At 56.7% G+C, this 17,420-nt stretch carries 15 protein-coding genes and 2 tRNA genes; 1 reads left to right on the forward strand and 16 read right to left on the reverse strand.

Features of this window, described 5'->3' with window-relative positions:
• Positions 1 to 90 precede the first annotated feature (90 nt).
• From truB to rlmE, 13 genes are all read right to left on the reverse strand, one after another.
• Complete coding sequence (gene truB / locus EE949_RS24590) at positions 91 to 1,008, reverse strand: tRNA pseudouridine(55) synthase TruB (RefSeq protein ID WP_122666686.1); 918 nt, start codon at positions 1,006 to 1,008, stop codon at positions 91 to 93.
• Positions 1,009 to 1,010: 2 nt separating this feature from the next.
• Positions 1,011 to 1,424: a 30S ribosome-binding factor RbfA gene (gene rbfA, locus EE949_RS24595; protein WP_122666687.1), complete on the reverse strand. Its 414-nt coding sequence runs from the start codon at positions 1,422 to 1,424 to the stop codon at positions 1,011 to 1,013.
• 160 nt (positions 1,425 to 1,584) lie between these two features.
• Positions 1,585 to 4,101: a translation initiation factor IF-2 gene (gene infB, locus EE949_RS24600; RefSeq protein ID WP_122666688.1), complete on the reverse strand. Its 2,517-nt coding sequence runs from the start codon at positions 4,099 to 4,101 to the stop codon at positions 1,585 to 1,587.
• Between the two features lie 27 nt (positions 4,102 to 4,128).
• Entirely contained in the window at positions 4,129 to 5,610 is a 1,482-nt protein-coding gene (gene nusA / locus EE949_RS24605) for a transcription termination factor NusA (protein ID WP_122666689.1), read from the reverse strand.
• 59 nt (positions 5,611 to 5,669) lie between these two features.
• Positions 5,670 to 6,128, reverse strand: coding sequence for a ribosome maturation factor RimP (rimP, locus tag EE949_RS24610; RefSeq protein ID WP_162874006.1), 459 nt, complete (start codon positions 6,126 to 6,128; stop codon positions 5,670 to 5,672).
• Positions 6,129 to 6,266: 138 nt separating this feature from the next.
• Positions 6,267 to 6,343, reverse strand: a tRNA-Met gene (locus EE949_RS24615).
• Between the two features lie 96 nt (positions 6,344 to 6,439).
• Positions 6,440 to 6,525: transfer RNA gene (locus EE949_RS24620), tRNA-Leu, on the reverse strand.
• 43 nt (positions 6,526 to 6,568) lie between these two features.
• Positions 6,569 to 6,949, reverse strand: a complete 381-nt coding sequence (gene secG, locus EE949_RS24625; RefSeq protein WP_027900323.1) for a preprotein translocase subunit SecG — start codon at positions 6,947 to 6,949, stop codon at positions 6,569 to 6,571.
• A 4-nt stretch (positions 6,950 to 6,953) separates the two neighbouring features.
• Positions 6,954 to 7,709, reverse strand: a complete 756-nt coding sequence (gene tpiA / locus EE949_RS24630; RefSeq protein ID WP_122666691.1) for a triose-phosphate isomerase — start codon at positions 7,707 to 7,709, stop codon at positions 6,954 to 6,956.
• Between the two features lie 66 nt (positions 7,710 to 7,775).
• On the reverse strand, positions 7,776 to 9,113 hold the full coding sequence (glmM, locus tag EE949_RS24635) for a phosphoglucosamine mutase (protein ID WP_049826944.1): 1,338 nt from the start codon (positions 9,111 to 9,113) through the stop codon (positions 7,776 to 7,778).
• 18 nt (positions 9,114 to 9,131) lie between these two features.
• Complete coding sequence (folP, locus tag EE949_RS24640; protein ID WP_122666692.1) at positions 9,132 to 9,983, reverse strand: dihydropteroate synthase; 852 nt, start codon at positions 9,981 to 9,983, stop codon at positions 9,132 to 9,134.
• An 8-nt stretch (positions 9,984 to 9,991) separates the two neighbouring features.
• Positions 9,992 to 11,902 (reverse strand): ATP-dependent zinc metalloprotease FtsH, encoded by a 1,911-nt coding sequence (ftsH, locus tag EE949_RS24645; RefSeq protein ID WP_122666693.1) that lies wholly within the window; start codon positions 11,900 to 11,902, stop codon positions 9,992 to 9,994.
• A gap of 191 nt (positions 11,903 to 12,093) precedes the next feature.
• A complete protein-coding gene (rlmE, locus tag EE949_RS24650; protein WP_037015133.1) occupies positions 12,094 to 12,744 on the reverse strand; it encodes a 23S rRNA (uridine(2552)-2'-O)-methyltransferase RlmE in 651 nt (216 codons plus the stop codon).
• Between the two features lie 104 nt (positions 12,745 to 12,848).
• On the opposite strand from rlmE, the gene EE949_RS24655 reads away from it, so the two are divergent.
• Entirely contained in the window at positions 12,849 to 13,157 is a 309-nt protein-coding gene (locus tag EE949_RS24655; protein WP_027900317.1) for a YhbY family RNA-binding protein, read from the forward strand.
• Positions 13,158 to 13,178: 21 nt separating this feature from the next.
• Here EE949_RS24655 and EE949_RS24660 read toward each other — a convergent pair whose 3' ends face one another.
• The 3 genes from EE949_RS24660 to carB are packed head-to-tail and all read right to left on the reverse strand — an operon-like array spanning position 13,179 to position 17,294.
• Positions 13,179 to 13,622: an MFS transporter gene (locus tag EE949_RS24660; protein ID WP_240350484.1), complete on the reverse strand. Its 444-nt coding sequence runs from the start codon at positions 13,620 to 13,622 to the stop codon at positions 13,179 to 13,181.
• Positions 13,600 to 14,076 (reverse strand): transcription elongation factor GreA, encoded by a 477-nt coding sequence (gene greA, locus EE949_RS24665; protein WP_122666694.1) that lies wholly within the window; start codon positions 14,074 to 14,076, stop codon positions 13,600 to 13,602. The genes EE949_RS24660 and greA overlap by 23 nt, the downstream gene beginning before the upstream one ends.
• A complete protein-coding gene (gene carB, locus EE949_RS24670) occupies positions 14,073 to 17,294 on the reverse strand; it encodes a carbamoyl-phosphate synthase large subunit (protein ID WP_122666695.1) in 3,222 nt (1,073 codons plus the stop codon). The genes greA and carB overlap by 4 nt, the downstream gene beginning before the upstream one ends.
• Positions 17,295 to 17,420 lie beyond the last annotated feature (126 nt).

The raw sequence follows: 17,420 nt of genomic DNA on the forward strand, positions 1-17,420 counted from the left end.
AAGGGCAAACCCTTGTATTAAAAGATGAGGAATGACCGTGCCTGTTAACAGCCATCCTCTCCCGGATCATTCACATGACCCGGGGTTCGGTCATTCTGACCGAATCAAACGACGTGGCGCGATCCGCCCGTCTTCGCTCACTTCACCGATACCGATGAAGCGACCATTGTGATCCTGCACCCGAACCATGCCAAATTGCGGCGCGTCCGGTGCTCTTACTGGCTGACCATGCAACCAGTAAAACGAACTGTGTTCCGAGAACTGCAATACCGGCCAGTCCTGCAAACCGCTGTCCGATGGCATCAGGAAGCGATCAACCGCTTCATTACCGCCGTCGGCGTGCACCTGCTCCAACTCTTCCAGGGTGACCGTCTGGGCCAGGCTGAAAGGTCCGGCTTGTGTACGGCGCAATTGCGCGACATAAGCACCGCAGCCCAGTTTCTCACCAATATCTTCAACCAGGGTACGTATATATGTACCTTTGCTGCAATCGACCGAGAAGCGTGCAGTGTCTGCATCACATTCGAGCAATTCCAGGCGCGCAATAGTAACAGAACGCGGTTCGCGCTCCACTACTTCCCCGGCACGAGCGAGCTTGTAGAGCGGCTGCCCGTCACGCTTGAGCGCAGAGTACATCGGTGGTATCTGACTGATTTCACCGCGAAATTCCGGCAAAACCGCCTCGATATCGGCACGACCAACGGTCACTGGACGCGTCTGTAAAACCTCGCCTTCGGCATCGCCGGTGGTCGTGGTCTTACCCAATTGCGCCAGTGTTTCGTAGGATTTGTCTGAATCCAGCAGGTATTGCGAGAACTTGGTGGCTTCACCGAAGCACAACGGCAGTACACCGCTGGCCAAGGGGTCGAGGCTGCCGGTGTGCCCGGCCTTCTCGGCGTTGAGCAGCCAACGCACCTTCTGCAAGGCGGCATTGGAAGTGAAGCCCAACGGCTTATCGAGCAGGATAATCCCGCTGACGTTACGACGTATGCGCTTGACCTGAGCCACTCTTATTCCTCAGTGCTGTCTGGCTTGCCGCTCTGCGGCGCGCTTCCGGCATGCTGACCGTCTTCGGCAACGGCACGCTCGATAAGGGCAGACAGATGCGCACCACGCACGACGCTTTCGTCGTAATGGAAGTGCAACTGAGGCACGCTGCGCAGCTTCATTTCACGGGCCAGTTGCATGCGCAGGAAACCTGCGGCGCTGTTCAGCACCTTGATGGTCTGCGAGATTTCCTCTGCGCTGTCCTGACCCATGACGGTCATGAAAATCTTGGCGTGACCGACGTCACGGCTGACATCGACAGCAGTGATGGTGACCAGACCTACGCGCGGGTCCTTGATTTCGCGGCGGATCAGTTGAGCCAGCTCGCGCTGCATCTGATCGCCAATGCGTTGGGTACGGCTATATTCTTTTGCCATGGTTTGCTACCTGATACTGACCGGGGGCGAAACCCTCGCGGTCTGAAAGCGGCAAACGCCCGGCCTGACAGATGTCGGACCGGGCGTTGCGTGTTGAGCCCATGACAGGGTCTGCGGCATTTGCATGCGAAGACCTGCCATGGCTCCTATAGCTCGCGACTTAGAGGCTGCGAGCCACTTGGACCTTCTCGAAGACTTCGATCTTGTCACCGACTTTGACGTCGTTGTAGCTCTTGACGCCAATACCGCATTCCATGCCGGCACGTACTTCGGAAGCGTCATCCTTGAAGCGACGCAGGGATTCCAGCTCGCCTTCGAAGATAACGATGTCTTCGCGCAGTACACGAATCGGACGGTTACGGAAGACAACGCCTTCGATAACCATGCAACCAGCGATCGCGCCAAACTTCGGCGAACGGAACACGTCGCGGACTTCGGCAATACCCAGGATATTTTCCCGAACATCGCTGCCAAGCATACCGGTAAGGGCTTTCTTGACGTCTTCGATGATGTCGTAGATCACGTTGTAGTAACGCATATCCAGACCTTCCTGCTCGACAATCTTGCGAGCGCCAGCATCAGCACGCACGTTGAAGCCGAACAGTACAGCGTTGGAAGCCAGCGCCAGGTTAGCATCGCTCTCGGTGATACCACCGACACCGCCGCCGACAACGCGCACTTGCACCTCGTCGTTACCCAGGCCGTTCAATGCACCCTGCAGAGCTTCCAGGGAACCACGGACGTCGGATTTGAGGACGATGTTAAGCGTCTTCTTCTCTTCCTGACCCATGTTCTCGAAGATGTTCTCCAGCTTGCCAGCGTGAGCACGGGCCAGTTTGACTTCGCGGAACTTGCCTTGACGGAACAGAGCCACTTCACGGGCTTTCTTCTCGTCAGCAACAACGCTCATCTCGTCGCCAGCGTCCGGTGTACCGTCCAGACCGAGGATCTCGACCGGAATGGCTGGACCTGCTTCCTTGATTGGCTTGCCGTTCTCGTCGAGCATGGCGCGAACACGGCCATAGTTCGAACCAACCAGCACCATGTCGCCCTGACGCAGTGTACCGTCCTGAACCAGAACAGTTGCGACCGGACCACGGCCTTTGTCGAGACGCGACTCAACAACCACACCACGGCCAGGAGCCGAAGGCGTTGCAGTCAGTTCCAGGACTTCAGCCTGCAACAGAACTGCTTCGAGCAGGTCGTCAACACCGGTACCCATCTTCGCGGAGACCGAAACGAACGGCGTTTCACCGCCCCACTCTTCGGACGTCACGCCGTGAACCGACAGTTCACTGCGGATGCGGTCCAGGTCAGCGCCCGGCTTGTCGATCTTGTTCACTGCAACGACCAGAGGAACACCGGCAGCCTTGGCGTGTTGCACGGCTTCGATGGTCTGTGGCATCACGCCGTCGTCAGCAGCAACAACGAGGATCACGATGTCAGTGGCCTTGGCACCACGAGCACGCATTGCGGTAAACGCGGCGTGACCCGGGGTGTCGAGGAAGGTGACCATGCCGCGTTCGGTTTCAACGTGGTATGCACCAATGTGCTGGGTGATACCACCGGCTTCGCCAGCAGCAACCTTGGCACGACGAATGTAGTCGAGCAGGGAAGTCTTACCGTGGTCAACGTGACCCATTACGGTCACAACAGGAGCACGGGAGAACGTTTCACCTTCGAACTTCAACGACTCTGCCAGGGAATCTTCCAGGGCTGTATCGCTGACCAGGGTCACTTTGTGGCCCAGCTCTTCAGCAACCAGTTGAGCAGTTTCCTGATCCAGAACCTGGTTGATGGTGGCTGGAGTACCCAGCTTGAACATGAACTTGATGATCTCAGCTGCCTTGACCGACATTTGTTGTGCCAGGTCGCCGACAGTGATGGTCTCACCGATTTTCACGTCACGAACCACAGGGCCGGTAGGGCTCTGGAAACCGTGAGCATTACGCTTCTTCAGCTTGGCCTTGCCACGACCACCACGACGGAAGCCATCGCTTTCTTCGTCAGTAGTGCGCGGGGCAACGCGTGGCGCTGGAGCTTTCTCTTTAACAGAGGCGCGATGCGGGGCGTTCTTGCGATCACCGTCACCACCACGAGCATTGCGATCATCGCTGCGCGGCTTGTCCGGACGACGCTGTTCGTCACGCTTGCGAACTTCAGCAACCGGAGCCGGAGCAGGAGCAGCAACAGGTGCTTCCTGAACAGGTTCGGCAGCCGGAGCTGGCGCTGCTGCTTCAGTAGCAACGGCGGCAGGAGCTGAAGGCTGATTACGCGCTTCTTCTTCGGCGCGGCGCTTGGCTTCTTCTTCAGCCTTTTGACGTGCAGCATTTTCTACGGCGCGACGTTCATCAAGCTCGCGCTTGCGCTCGGCCTCGATTTCTTCCGGGCTGCGCTGCACGAACACTTTCTTCTTGCGTACTTCAACGCTGATGCTTTTGCTGCCAGCAACACGCAGGGTGCTGGTGGTTTTACGCTGCAGCGTGATCTTGCGTGGTTCTTCCACTTTCGCCTTGTGGCTGCTCTTCAAGTGAGTCAGCAACGATTGCTTCTCACTGTCAGTCACATGTTCTTCGGCGGCGGTGTGCGGCAGACCTGCCTCACGCATCTGCTGCAACAGGCGCTCTACCGGTGTTTTGACCTCATCGGCCAGTTGTTTCACCGTGACTTGCGTCATGCACTTCTCTCCTCAGGCCGCGCCTAATTACTCGAACCAGTGGGCTCGGGCGGCCATGATCAACTTGCCGGCACGAATATCATCAATGCCGTCGATGTCGAGCAGATCGTCAATAGACTGCTCGGCCAGGTCTTCGCGGGTAATTACGCCGCGCACCGCCAGTTCCATCGCCAAATCCTTGTCCATACCCTCAAGCGAGAGCAGGTCTTCGGCCGGATGGGCGTCTGCCAGCTTTTCCTCTGTAGCGATGGCTTTGGTCAACAAACGATCCTTGGCCCGAGCACGAAGCTCGTTGACGGTTTCCTCGTCAAAGCCGTCGATGTTGAGCATCTCCTCCACCGGTACGTAGGCAATCTCTTCCAGGCTGGTGAAGCCTTCATCTACCAGCACTTGCGCCAGGTCTTCGTCGACTTCCAGCTCGTCGATGAAGTTGCGCAGGATGTCGCCGGTTTCTGCTTGCTGCTTGGCCTGGATGTCCGATTCGGTCATTACGTTCAGGGTCCAACCGGTCAGTTGACTGGCCAGACGCACGTTCTGACCGCCACGACCAATGGCCTGAGCCAGGTTGTCGGCACCGACCGCGATGTCCATTGCATGGGCGTCTTCATCTACGATGATTGCCGCCACTTCAGCCGGGGACATCGCGTTGATGACGAATTGAGCCGGATTGTCATCCCACAGGACGATATCCACTCGTTCGCCACCCAGTTCGCCCGAAACAGCCTGAACTCGCGAACCACGCATGCCAATACAGGCGCCTTGCGGATCGATTCGTTTGTCCTTGGAGCGAACAGCGATTTTTGCACGCGAACCCGGGTCACGAGAGGCAGCCATCACCTCGATCAGACCTTCAGCGATTTCCGGCACTTCAATGCGGAAAAGCTCAATCAGCATCTCTGGCGCTGTACGCGACAGAATCAGCTGCGGACCACGGTTTTCGGTGCGAATTTCCTTCAGCAGAGCCCTTAGACGGACACCTACACGGAAGGTTTCGCGGGAAATAATGTCTTCACGAGCCAACAGCGCTTCAGCGTTGTTACCCAGATCAACGATGACGTTGTCACGCGTGACCTTTTTAACAGTACCGGAAATGATTTCGCCCAATCGTTCACGATAGGCGTCAACCACTTGGGCACGCTCGGCTTCACGAACCTTCTGCACGATGACTTGCTTTGCAGTCTGTGCAGCGATGCGGCCGAACTCGATGGATTCGATTTTTTCTTCGATCAGGTCGCCGGCTACAGCGCCTGGCCTTTTCTCTTGAGCCTGATCGACGGCCAGCTCGTATGCTGGATCGTCAAGGTCTTCGTCTTCGACCACTGTCCAGCGACGGAACGTCTCGTAGTTACCCGTCTGACGGTTGATCTCTACACGCAGCTCAACTTCATCTTCAAAGCGTTTTTTTGTCGCTGTGGCCAGAGCCAGTTCCAGCGCTTCAAAAATAACACCTGCCGGGACGCCCTTTTCATTGGACACCGACTCAACAACCAGCAGTACTTCTTTGCTCATCGTACGCCTCGCCTTTCGCAAGCCATTGGATCCGCGGGATCCGCAGTATTTGGCACGTATCAGTCAAACGTGGGAATAATGTTGGCCTTGTCGATCATATCGATCGGCAACAGGAACTCATGGTCTTCTACCTGCACCACAACGTCCTGCTCTTCTACACCACGCAGAAGGCCCTGAAAGTTGCGTCGACCCTCGAAAGGCGAACGCAGCTTGATCTTCACTTGTGCACCGGCAAATTGTGCAAACTGCTCGATAGTGAACAGTGGGCGTTCCATGCCAGGCGAGGAAACTTCAAGGGTGTATTCAACGGAAATCGGATCTTCAACATCCAGAACACCGCTGATTTGACGGCTCACGATGGCACAATCGTCCACCAGCACGCCGCCTTCCTTATCAATATAAACGCGCAACATTGAGTGGCGACCTTGAGCCGAAAACTCAATACCCCAGCATTCATAGCCCAGGGCCACGACCACCGGGGCCAGCAAGGCCTGCAACTCTTCTAGCTTGCTCGACACCTGAACCCCCTCGTGCATGTATGTGCATGCTATGCAAAATAAAAAAATGGGCGAAACGCCCATCCTTGAAACGCCGTCGAACAGCGGCGTTGAAAGTGTCCAGCTAACAAAAAGCCCCTTAAAAGGGGCTCCTTAAACTGGTTGCGGGGGCCGGATTTGAACCGACGACCTTCGGGTTATGAGCCCGACGAGCTACCAGACTGCTCCACCCCGCGACAAAGCTGGGGCGGAAGTATACGACCGATCCCTTGCAGGGTCAATGTAACCTTCCACCTACAAGAAAGCCCGCAACAGCGGGCTCTCCTGATAATTGGTACCGAGAAGGGGACTCGAACCCCTACACCCTATGGGCACAACCACCTCAAGGTTGCGTGTCTACCAATTCCACCACCTCGGCAATACATCTTTGGCAGCCTCGAATATCACTGCCTGTTGAAACCTTACTTCTGCTCGGGAGCTTGAGGTACGTCAGCTGGAACAACCGCTGGCTTTTGCCCTTCGAGCACCGGAACATCATCTGCTGCCGGTTTTTGCTTCACTTCCATTACCGCTGGATCTGGCAAACCTTCCTGAGTCAGCTCATGAGCTTTCTCTTTAGCAAAGTAACCTAACCCCAAGCTGGTTATGAAAAAAGCTGCGGCGAGTATACCAGTAAACTTACTAAGAAAGGTAGAGGAACCTTGGCTTCCGAAGACAGTATTTGATGCACCTGCTCCGAAAGACGCGCCAGCGTCCGCACCCTTACCCTGCTGCAGCAAAACCAGGACGACAACGCCCAGAGCGGCCAACAGATGAAAAACGACTACGACTGTTTCCAGCATTTTTTCAGTTTCCCGCGGCGCGAATAATCGCACCGAACTCAGCTGCATTCAGGGAGGCACCACCAATGAGCCCCCCATCGATATCCGGCATGCCGAACAGTTCGACCGCATTGGCCGCCTTCACGCTGCCGCCATAAAGAAGTCGCACGCCTTGTGCGACCTCAGCATTCTCTTTCGCCAACTGCGCACGAATGGCTGCGTGCACGTCCTGCGCCTGTTGAGGCGAAGCGGTCAGCCCGGTGCCGATGGCCCAGACTGGCTCGTAAGCGATTACTGCATTCACGAGAGCATTGATGCCCAGCGCTACGATGATGCTGTCGAGCTGCTGCCCGACCACTTCAAGCGTTTTGCCAGCTTCACGCTCTTCGAGGGTTTCGCCGATACACAGCACCGGCGTAAGGCCGCTTGCCTGAGCTGCAGCGAACTTGCGAATCAGCACATCATCGCTCTCGCCCATAATCTGGCGACGCTCCGAGTGACCGACAAGTACCAGCTTGCAACCTGCATCAGCCAATTGACTCGACGAAACTTCGCCAGTCAAGGCACCCTGCCCTGCTTCATGCGCACAGTTCTGCGCACCCACAGAAATTGATTTGCCCTGCAAACCTTCAACCACCAGGCTTACGTGCAGGCTCGACGGAAACACCGCCACATCAACACCGCTTGGGAGGACCTGCTCTGCAAGGCCCTCGATCAGCTCAGCGACGCTGGCGCGGGTACCGTGCATCTTCCAGTTACCAGCTACCATAGGGCGACGCATGCTGTACCTCGTCGGTCAAAGTGGGCGCAGATGTTACCCAACACTTTCAACACTGGCAAGCCGAAATCAGGCGCAAACTTCAGCAACCAGTTTTGCGAGCTCATCGGCGTAACCACGAACCTGTACTTCGTCCTCGCCTTCAACCATCACGCGGACCAGTGGCTCGGTCCCGGACTTGCGCAGCAACACGCGACCGCGCCCCTCCATGGCTGCCGTTACACGGTCGCAAGCCTCTTTGACAGCGGGATGCGTGACCGGATCAACACCGCCCGAAAACCGGACGTTGACCAGTACTTGCGGGCATTTGCGAAGCGCCTGACGCGACTGCGCAAGACTTTCTCCGTTGCGACGCAGCGCAAGCAGCACCTGCAGCGCAGCGATAATTGCGTCCCCGGTTGTGGTGTGCTGGAAGCAGACGACGTGACCGGAGTTCTCACCACCGATCTGCCAATTGCGTTCCAGAAGCTCGGCAATCACATAACGATCACCCACGTTGGCGCGAACAAACGGGATATCCAGATCAGCCAGGGCCAGCTCAAGCCCCAGATTGCTCATCAGAGTACCCACGACGCCACCTTGCAGGCGGCCACGCGCATGGAGATCACGGGCAATGATGAACAACAACTCGTCCCCATCAACAACAGCGCCCGTGTGATCGACCATCAAGACGCGGTCGCCATCACCATCGAAACCAATGCCGAGGTCTGCATGCTCGGCGAGCACGGCTGCCTGCAACGCACCCATGTGCGTGGAGCCACAGTCTTCATTGATGTTCAGGCCATTGGGCTGGGCAGACAAAACGGTCACTTGAGCGCCCAGCTCACGGAAGACGTTTGGCGCCACCTTGTATGTCGCGCCATGGGCGCAGTCGACCACCAGTTTGAGACCGGCAAAATCGGTGCTGGTCGGCACGCTGCTTTTACAGAATTCGATATAACGGCCCGCAGCGTCATTGATACGCGAAACCTTGCCCAGCTTTTCCGACTCGACGACTGTCATCGGCGCATCGAGCAACTCCTCGATCATCAACTCGATCTCATCAGGCAACTTGGTGCCCTGACCGGAGAAGAATTTGATGCCGTTATCGTAATGCGGGTTATGCGAAGCGCTGATCACGATGCCAGCTTCCGCATGAAAAGTGCGGGTCAGGTAAGCGATGGCAGGCGTAGGCATTGGCCCCAACAGCATCACATCAGCGCCAGCGGCAGACAGGCCCGCCTCAAGCGCCGACTCGAACATATAACCGGAGATACGCGTGTCCTTGCCTACCAGAATGCGGCAGGCGCCGAGGCGTCGAAACGCCATGCCTGCTGCCCAACCGAGTTTCAGCATGAATTCGGGAGTAATAGGGAATTGCCCCACTCGACCACGAATGCCGTCGGTTCCGAAATATTTCTTGGTAATCATGGATGCTCCGTATTCTTATTGCGCCGCTTCAACCGCGGCAATCATCCGCACGACATCGACCGTTTCGGCCACATCATGCACACGTAGAATTCTTGCGCCCTTGGTCATCGCCAACGCGGCGAGAGCAAGACCACCAAACAGACGTTCGCCGACCGGACGCCCCAACGCACCGCCAATCATGCTCTTGCGCGAGACACCAACCAATAGCGGGCGGCCCAGCAAATGCAATTCCTGCATATGCTTGAACAGGCTCAGATTGTGATCGAGGCTTTTGGCAAAACCAAAACCCGGATCCAGAATGATGCGCTCTTCAGGAATACCTGCAACACCACACTGACCCATCCGCTCGCGCAAAAAAGCACCGACCTCAGCGACCAGATCGTCATACCGAGGATCATCCTGCATATCGCCCGGCTCGCCACGCATGTGCATCAGGCACACCGGCAACCCGGTCGCAGCCGCCGCATCCAGCGCACCGTCACGACGCAATGAACGAACGTCATTGATCAAACCTGCACCCAGCCGAGCGGTTTCACGAATGACAGCAGGCGTGGAGGTGTCCACCGAGATGATAACGTCCAGCTCGCGATTCAGCGCCTCCACGACAGGGGCCACGCGCTCGAGCTCTTCAGTGGGCGATACCGCACGCGCGCCCGGACGAGTTGATTCGCCGCCGACATCAATCAGCGTGGCACCCGCAGCAACCATCGCTTCGGCATGCCGCAGAGCGGCATCGAGGAGGGTGTAGCGACCGCCATCGGAGAAGGAATCAGGGGTTGCGTTGAGGATGCCCATAACATGCGTACGGGACAAATCAAGAACCCGGTTGCCGCAAGGCAACCGGGTCGGGTACAGCACAGGATTCATGTCAGGCCTTAGTGTTCAGCGGCAGGGCCACCGATCGGGGCTTCCGGACGAACATCCGGAGGTGCTACCGGTGTACCTGGAGTACCCGAACCACCTTCCCAATCGCGCGGCTCACGCGGAGTACGGCCAGCCATAATATCGTCGATCTGCTCAGCATCAATCGTTTCGTACTTCATCAACGCATCTGCCATCGCGTCGAGCTTCTCACGATTGTCGGTGAGGATCTGTTTGGCGGTGCCGTAGCACTGATCAATGATGCTTCGAACTTCAGAGTCGATCAAACGAGAGGTGTCAGCCGACAAGCCGCTGCTGGTACCACCGCCGCCACGACCCAGGTAGCCCTGATCTTCGTCTTCCCCGTACAGCAGAGGACCCAGCTTCTCGGACAGACCCCACTTGGTCACCATGTTCCGGGCAATCTGACTGGCCCGCATGATGTCATTGGAAGCGCCAGTGGTAACACCGTCAAAACCAAGAGTCATCTCTTCAGCAATCCGGCCGCCATACAACGAGCAGATCTGACTGATCAAAGCACGTTTGGACAGGCTGTAACGATCTTCCTCAGGGAGGAACATGGTGACACCCAGCGCACGGCCACGTGGAATGATCGACACTTTGTAAACCGGGTCATGCTCTGGCACCACTCGCCCCACGATCGCATGACCTGCTTCGTGATAAGCCGTGTTGCGCTTTTCTTTCTCGGACATGACCATGGATTTGCGCTCAGCGCCCATCATGATTTTGTCTTTAGCAAGCTCAAACTCCTTCATCTCGACGATGCGCTTACCGGTGCGGGCAGCGAATAGCGAAGCCTCGTTGACCAGGTTGGCAAGGTCGGCGCCGGAGAAGCCAGGCGTACCACGAGCGATCACACCCGCGTTTACATCGTCGCCCATCGGCACTTTGCGCATGTGAACCTTGAGGATCTGCTCACGGCCACGGATGTCAGGCAAGCCAACCACAACCTGGCGGTCGAAACGACCTGGACGCAGCAAAGCCGGGTCCAGTACGTCAGGGCGGTTGGTCGCAGCGATGACGATGATGCCGTCATTCATCTCAAAACCATCCATCTCGACCAGCAACTGGTTGAGTGTCTGCTCACGCTCATCGTGACCACCGCCCATACCAGCACCACGATGGCGACCTACAGCGTCGATCTCGTCGATGAAGATGATGCAAGGAGCGTGTTTCTTGGCCTGTTCGAACATATCGCGAACGCGGCTTGCGCCGACACCCACGAACATTTCAACGAAGTCAGAGCCGGAAATAGTGAAGAACGGTACTTTCGCCTCACCCGCAATGGCCTTGGCCAGCAAGGTTTTACCGGTACCCGGTGGACCCACCATAAGCACGCCGCGAGGAATACGACCGCCCAGACGCTGGAACTTGCCCGGATCACGGAGGAACTCAACCAGCTCGCCCACTTCTTCCTTGGCTTCGTCGCAACCTGCAACGTCAGCCAGGGTGGTCTTGACCTGATCTTCAGAGAGAAGGCGCGCCTTGCTCTTGCCGAAACTCATCGGCCCGCCCTTGCCTCCTGCACCACCTTGCATCTGGCGCATGAAGAACATGAACACTGCGATGATCACCAGGATCGGAAAGCTGGCTACCAGCAACTGGGTCCAGATGCTCTGCTGTTCAGGCTGCTTGCCTTCAACAACCACGTTGTTGTTGACCAGATCGCCGATCAGACCGTTGTCTGGAATATTCGGCCGGATGGTCTTGAAGCTATCACCATCACTGCGCTTGCCCGTGATGACGAAGCCATCCACAGAAACTTTCTCAACCTTGCCATCCTTCACTTGCTGGATGAACTCGGAATAGTTGAGGGTCTGCGGCTCGTTAGGGCTGGAGAAGTTGTTCATCACCGTCACCAGGACAGCTGCGATGATCAACCACAGGATCAAATTCTTTGCCATATCGTTCAATTAGCTACCCTCTGAAGCAAGCTCCACGCAGAGCGTGCCTCGCATGATATTCACCGGCCTAACTTACTACAGAACCTACAGATGTGGCAGGCACCGTCTGTAACCCTTTGTGAAACTTTGACTACACGATGCTCGGTGATGCTGCATCGACAAGGCCATTTAAAAAAAACTATCGCCGCACCTCAAAGGCGCTCATCGCTTGCCGAACCTTCAATACCGCGGAAACCACGCCCCAGCAAATACTGCTCGCGGGAGCGGTCACGCGATGACAATGGCTTGCGCATCTGAACCTTGTCGAACAGCTTGCGAATGTCCTTGTGGTACACATCAAAGCCTTCACCCTGGAAAACCTTGATCAGAAAATCACCACCCGGTCGCAAAACCCGCCCGGCGAGATCGAGTGCCAACTCGCAAAGAAACATTGCGCGCGGCATGTCGACAGCACTCAGTCCACTCATATTGGGGGCCATATCAGAAATCACAAGGTCTACCTGTGTATTACCGACAGCTTCCAGAATTTGTGCCAGGACCGCGTCTTCGGTGAAGTCCCCTTGAATAAAGGTGACATCAGGGATGCTGTCCATTTCCAGTATGTCAGACGCAATCAGCCGACCTTGACCGCCAATCAGACGACTGGTCACTTGTGACCAGCCTCCGGGCGCGGCGCCGAGGTCGATTACGGTCATGCCAGGGCGGATGATTTTGTCCTTTTCCTGGATTTCGAGCAGCTTGTAGCTGGCGCGTGAACGGTAGCCGTCCTTTTGCGCCATTTTGACGTATTTGTCGTCGAAGTGTTCTTTGAGCCAGTTATGGCTTGTCTTGGAACGGGCCACGGGGCACCTCAAAAATAATCGAGTCGTGATTAAGTGGGCGGTCCCGGACTCGCTCGGGTAAACTGGCCGCCGCTTTTTACAAGATCAGACGCAGAGGTCAGATTATGCCGCTCACTCAAGAGCAGAAGAAACAGTACAAATCCATTGGCCACCACCTGAAACCGGTATTGATCGTGGCTGACAATGGTTTGACCGAAGGTGTGCTCGCCGAACTGGAGCGCGCACTGAGCGATCACGAGCTGATCAAGATCAAACTCAACATCCTGGACCGCGAAAGCCGCCTTCAAGCCATTGCCGAACTGTGCAAGGCCGGATCTGCGGATCTTGTGCAGGTCATCGGCAAGATGGCGCTGATCTACCGCAAGAACCCAAAGGTAAACAAGCAGCTCTCCAACGTCCACCGCGCAGTTTGATATCACCAGCCCAGGGCCGCATCAGCGTGCCCTGGCGCTACTCTCCGGCACAGGCTGTAAAACCAGCAGAAGGCCGGACATTCCCAAAATCGTGTAGCTCAGCAACTGCCAGCTAACCGCTTCCGGCAACCACAGTCGCAAGGCGAAGTAGCCGCCCGCCGACAGAATCGCAACGATCAGCAATTGCCCGCGTAAATCCCGCCAGACACCTGCCGACCGCTTGAAACTCACCAGAACCGCCAACTGCAGGGTCGCACATAACACTGCAATCCCGACCAGTAACGCGCCGGAAAAACCGGTGAGCTCCTTGATCAACAACGGCGCAAGGCCGGTCTGATCAAGTACTGCGAGCATCGCCAGATGCAACAAGACCAGGCCGCCCACCCAAAAAGTCTGGGCAAGCTGCCAGGTCAATGCGCCCGTCGAAAACGGGCGACTTTGTTCAAATGTGGCTGACTTCAACAATCTCGTACTCGATCACGCCGCTTGGCGTTTTGACCACCACCACATCACCCTCTTCCTTGGCAATCAAGGCGCGAGCAATGGGTGAGCCGACCGAAATCTTGCCCTGCTTGATGTCTGCCTCGTCTTCACCAACGATCTGGTATTTCACAGATTCGTCAGTCTCGACGTTGGCGATTTCCACCGTAGTACCGAAAATCACTTTGCCGGTATGCGGGATCGTAGTGACATCAATGACCACAGCATTCTGCATGCGGCCTTCGATATCACGGATACGCGCCTCAACCATACCTTGCTGCTCGCGGGCAGCGTGGTACTCAGCGTTTTCCTTCAGGTCACCCAACTCACGCGCAGTACCGATGTCCTGGCTGAGTTTTGGGCGAACCACCTTGGTCAGATGGGTCAACTCTTCTTCCAGGGCGCGAGCGCCCTGAACTGTCATTGGGTATTTGATCATGCCTTCAATCCTGCATGTAGATCCTGCAAGCGACGCACGGTCTTTTCCGGACCGAATTTCAGCGCTTCGCAGATAGCCTCGCCTGCAGCAATAGTCGTGGTGCAGTAGATTTTGTGCTGCAAGGCATTACGACGAATAGAGTAAGAATCAGCGATCGACTGACGCCCTTCGGTGGTGTTGATGATCAGCGTGACTTCGTCATTCTTGATCATGTCGACAACGTGCGGACGGCCTTCGGTCACTTTATTGACACGACGAACCTTCAGGCCCGCCTCTTCAATCAACTTGGCAGTACCGGCAGTGGCAACGATTTCGAAACCAAGGTTGATCAGGTCACGAGCAACGCCAGCCACCAAAGGCTTGTCGTCGTCTCGTACGCTGATGAACGCAGTGCCACCGGTCGGCAGTACTTCGCTGGCGCCCATCTGAGCCTTGGCGAATGCCTCACCGAACGTATCACCCACACCCATGACTTCGCCGGTCGACTTCATCTCAGGGCCGAGGATCGGGTCAACGCCAGGGAATTTGGCGAAAGGGAACACCGCCTCTTTCACGCTGTAGAAGTTCGGGATGATTTCTTTGGTGAAGTTCAGCTCTTTCAGGGTTTTACCAGCCATGACGCGTGCAGCGATCATCGCCAGGGAAACACCAATGCACTTGGAAACGAACGGCACGGTACGCGAGGCACGCGGGTTCACTTCGATGACGTAGATGTCTTCACCCTGCAACGCCAACTGCACGTTCATCAGGCCGACCACACCCAACTCCAGCGCCATCTTCTTCACCTGCTCGCGCATCTCGTCCTGGATATGAGCCGGGAGCGAGTACGGAGGCAGCGAACATGCGGAGTCACCAGAGTGAACACCCGCCTGCTCAATGTGCTGCATGATCGCGCCGATCACCACGTCAGTACCGTCGCAGACTGCATCGACGTCCATTTCAATGGCGCAATTCAGGAAGTGATCCAGCAGCACCGGGCTGTCGTTGGACACTTGAACCGCTTCACGCAGGTAGCGCTTGAGTTCGTCTTCCTGATAAACGATTTCCATGGCACGGCCGCCCAGTACGTAGGACGGGCGAACAACCAGCGGATAACCGATTTTTGCAGCTGCGCGAATCGCTTCGTCTTCGCTACGCACGGTGGCGTTAGGCGGCTGGCGAAGGTTCAGGCGCTCAACCATTTGCTGGAAGCGCTCACGGTCTTCAGCACGGTCGATAGCGTCAGGGCTGGTGCCGATGATTGGCACACCGGCCGCTTCAAGGGCGCGAGCCAGTTTTAGAGGTGTTTGGCCGCCGTACTGAACGATCACGCCTTTAGGCTTCTCGACACGGACGATTTCCAGTACGTCTTCCAGGGTTACCGGTTCGAAGTACAGGCGATCAGAGGTGTCGTAGTCGGTGGACACGGTTTCCGGGTTGCAGTTGACCATGATGGTCTCGTACCCGTCTTCGCGCAGAGCGAGGGCCGCGTGCACACAGCAGTAGTCGAACTCGATGCCTTGGCCGATACGGTTAGGACCGCCACCCAGGATCATGATCTTGTCGCGACCTGTCGGCGCAGCTTCGCACTCTTCTTCGTACGTCGAGTACAGGTAAGCAGTGTCGGTGGCGAACTCGGCGGCACACGTGTCAACGCGCTTGTAGACCGGGAACACTTCCAGCTTGTGGCGATGAGTGCGCAGGTTCTTCTCGGTAACACCCAGCAGTTTGGCCAGACGTGCATCCGAGAAGCCTTTACGCTTGAGGCGGAACATCAGGCTGTGATCGATAGCCGACAGACCCAGAGTCTTGACCTTCTCTTCTTCCTTGATCAGGTCTTCGATCTGTACCAGGAACCACGGATCGATCATGTTCATGGTGAAGATTTCTTCGACCGTCATGCCGGCGCGGAACGCATCAGCCACGTACCAGATACGCTCGGCACCCGGCACTGTCAGCTCACGCTTGAGGGTGCTCATGCTTTCCGGGTTGCTCAGGTCCAGCTTTGGATCCAGACCGCACACACCCACTTCCAGACCGCGCAGGGCTTTCTGCAGCGATTCCTGGAAAGTACGGCCGATAGCCATGACTTCACCGACCGACTTCATTTGCGTGGTCAGGCGAGCGTCAGCCTTGGAGAACTTCTCGAAGGCGAAGCGTGGCAGCTTGGTAACGACGTAGTCGATCGAAGGCTCGAAAGACGCCGGGGTCTTGCCGCCAGTGATTTCGTTTTGCAGCTCGTCGAGGGTGTAACCGATCGCCAGCTTGGCGGCAACGCGAGCAATCGGGAAACCGGTCGCTTTCGAAGCCAGTGCCGAGGAACGCGATACACGCGGGTTCATCTCGATCACAACCATACGGCCAGTATCCGGGCAGATACCGAACTGAACGTTGGAACCACCGGTTTCAACGCCAATCTCACGCAGTACCGCCAAGGAGGCGTTACGCATGATCTGGTATTCCTTGTCGGTCAGCGTCTGCGCTGGCGCAACAGTGATCGAGTCGCCGGTGTGGACGCCCATCGGATCAAAGTTTTCGATGGAGCAGACGATGATGCAGTTGTCCTTTTTGTCGCGGACAACTTCCATCTCGTATTCTTTCCAGCCGATCAGCGATTCGTCGATCAGCAGTTCCTTGGTCGGAGACAGGTCCAGACCGCGGGTGCAGATTTCTTCGAACTCTTCACGGTTGTAAGCGATACCGCCACCGGTGCCGCCCATGGTGAACGAAGGACGGATGATGCATGGGAAGCCCAGCTTCTCAAGCACGGCATTGGCTTCTTCCATGGTGTGGGCGATACCCGAACGCGGGCAGTCCAGACCGATGGATTTCATGGCTTTGTCGAAACGCGAACGGTCTTCAGCCTTGTCGATGGTGTCGGCGTTTGCACCGATCATCTCAACGCCGAACTTGGCCAGAACGCCTTCGCGCTCCAGATCCAGTGCGCAGTTCAGAGCGGTTTGGCCACCCATGGTCGGCAGTACGGCGTCTGGACGCTCTTTTTCGATGATCTTGGCAACCGTCTGCCATTTGATCGGCTCGATGTAGGTCGCGTCGGCCATTGCCGGGTCGGTCATGATGGTCGCTGGGTTGGAGTTCACCAGGATGACGCGGTAACCCTCTTCGCGCAGGGCTTTACAGGCCTGCGCGCCGGAGTAGTCGAATTCACAGGCCTGACCGATCACGATAGGACCGGCGCCGAGAATCAGGATGCTTTTAATGTCTGTACGTTTTGGCATGGGTTTGTCACTCAAATCCGTAGGTCAGTCGGCAAGCCGTCTTGAACTTCTTTGCAGCTGCCGGGCGGTCTTCGCCGGACGTTCATCCAGGTCCAGCCCAGCGCTGCGCGTTACATTCTCAAGGCA

The sequence above is a fragment of the Pseudomonas viridiflava genome, from assembly GCF_900602065.1.
GTDB lineage: Bacteria > Pseudomonadota > Gammaproteobacteria > Pseudomonadales > Pseudomonadaceae > Aquipseudomonas.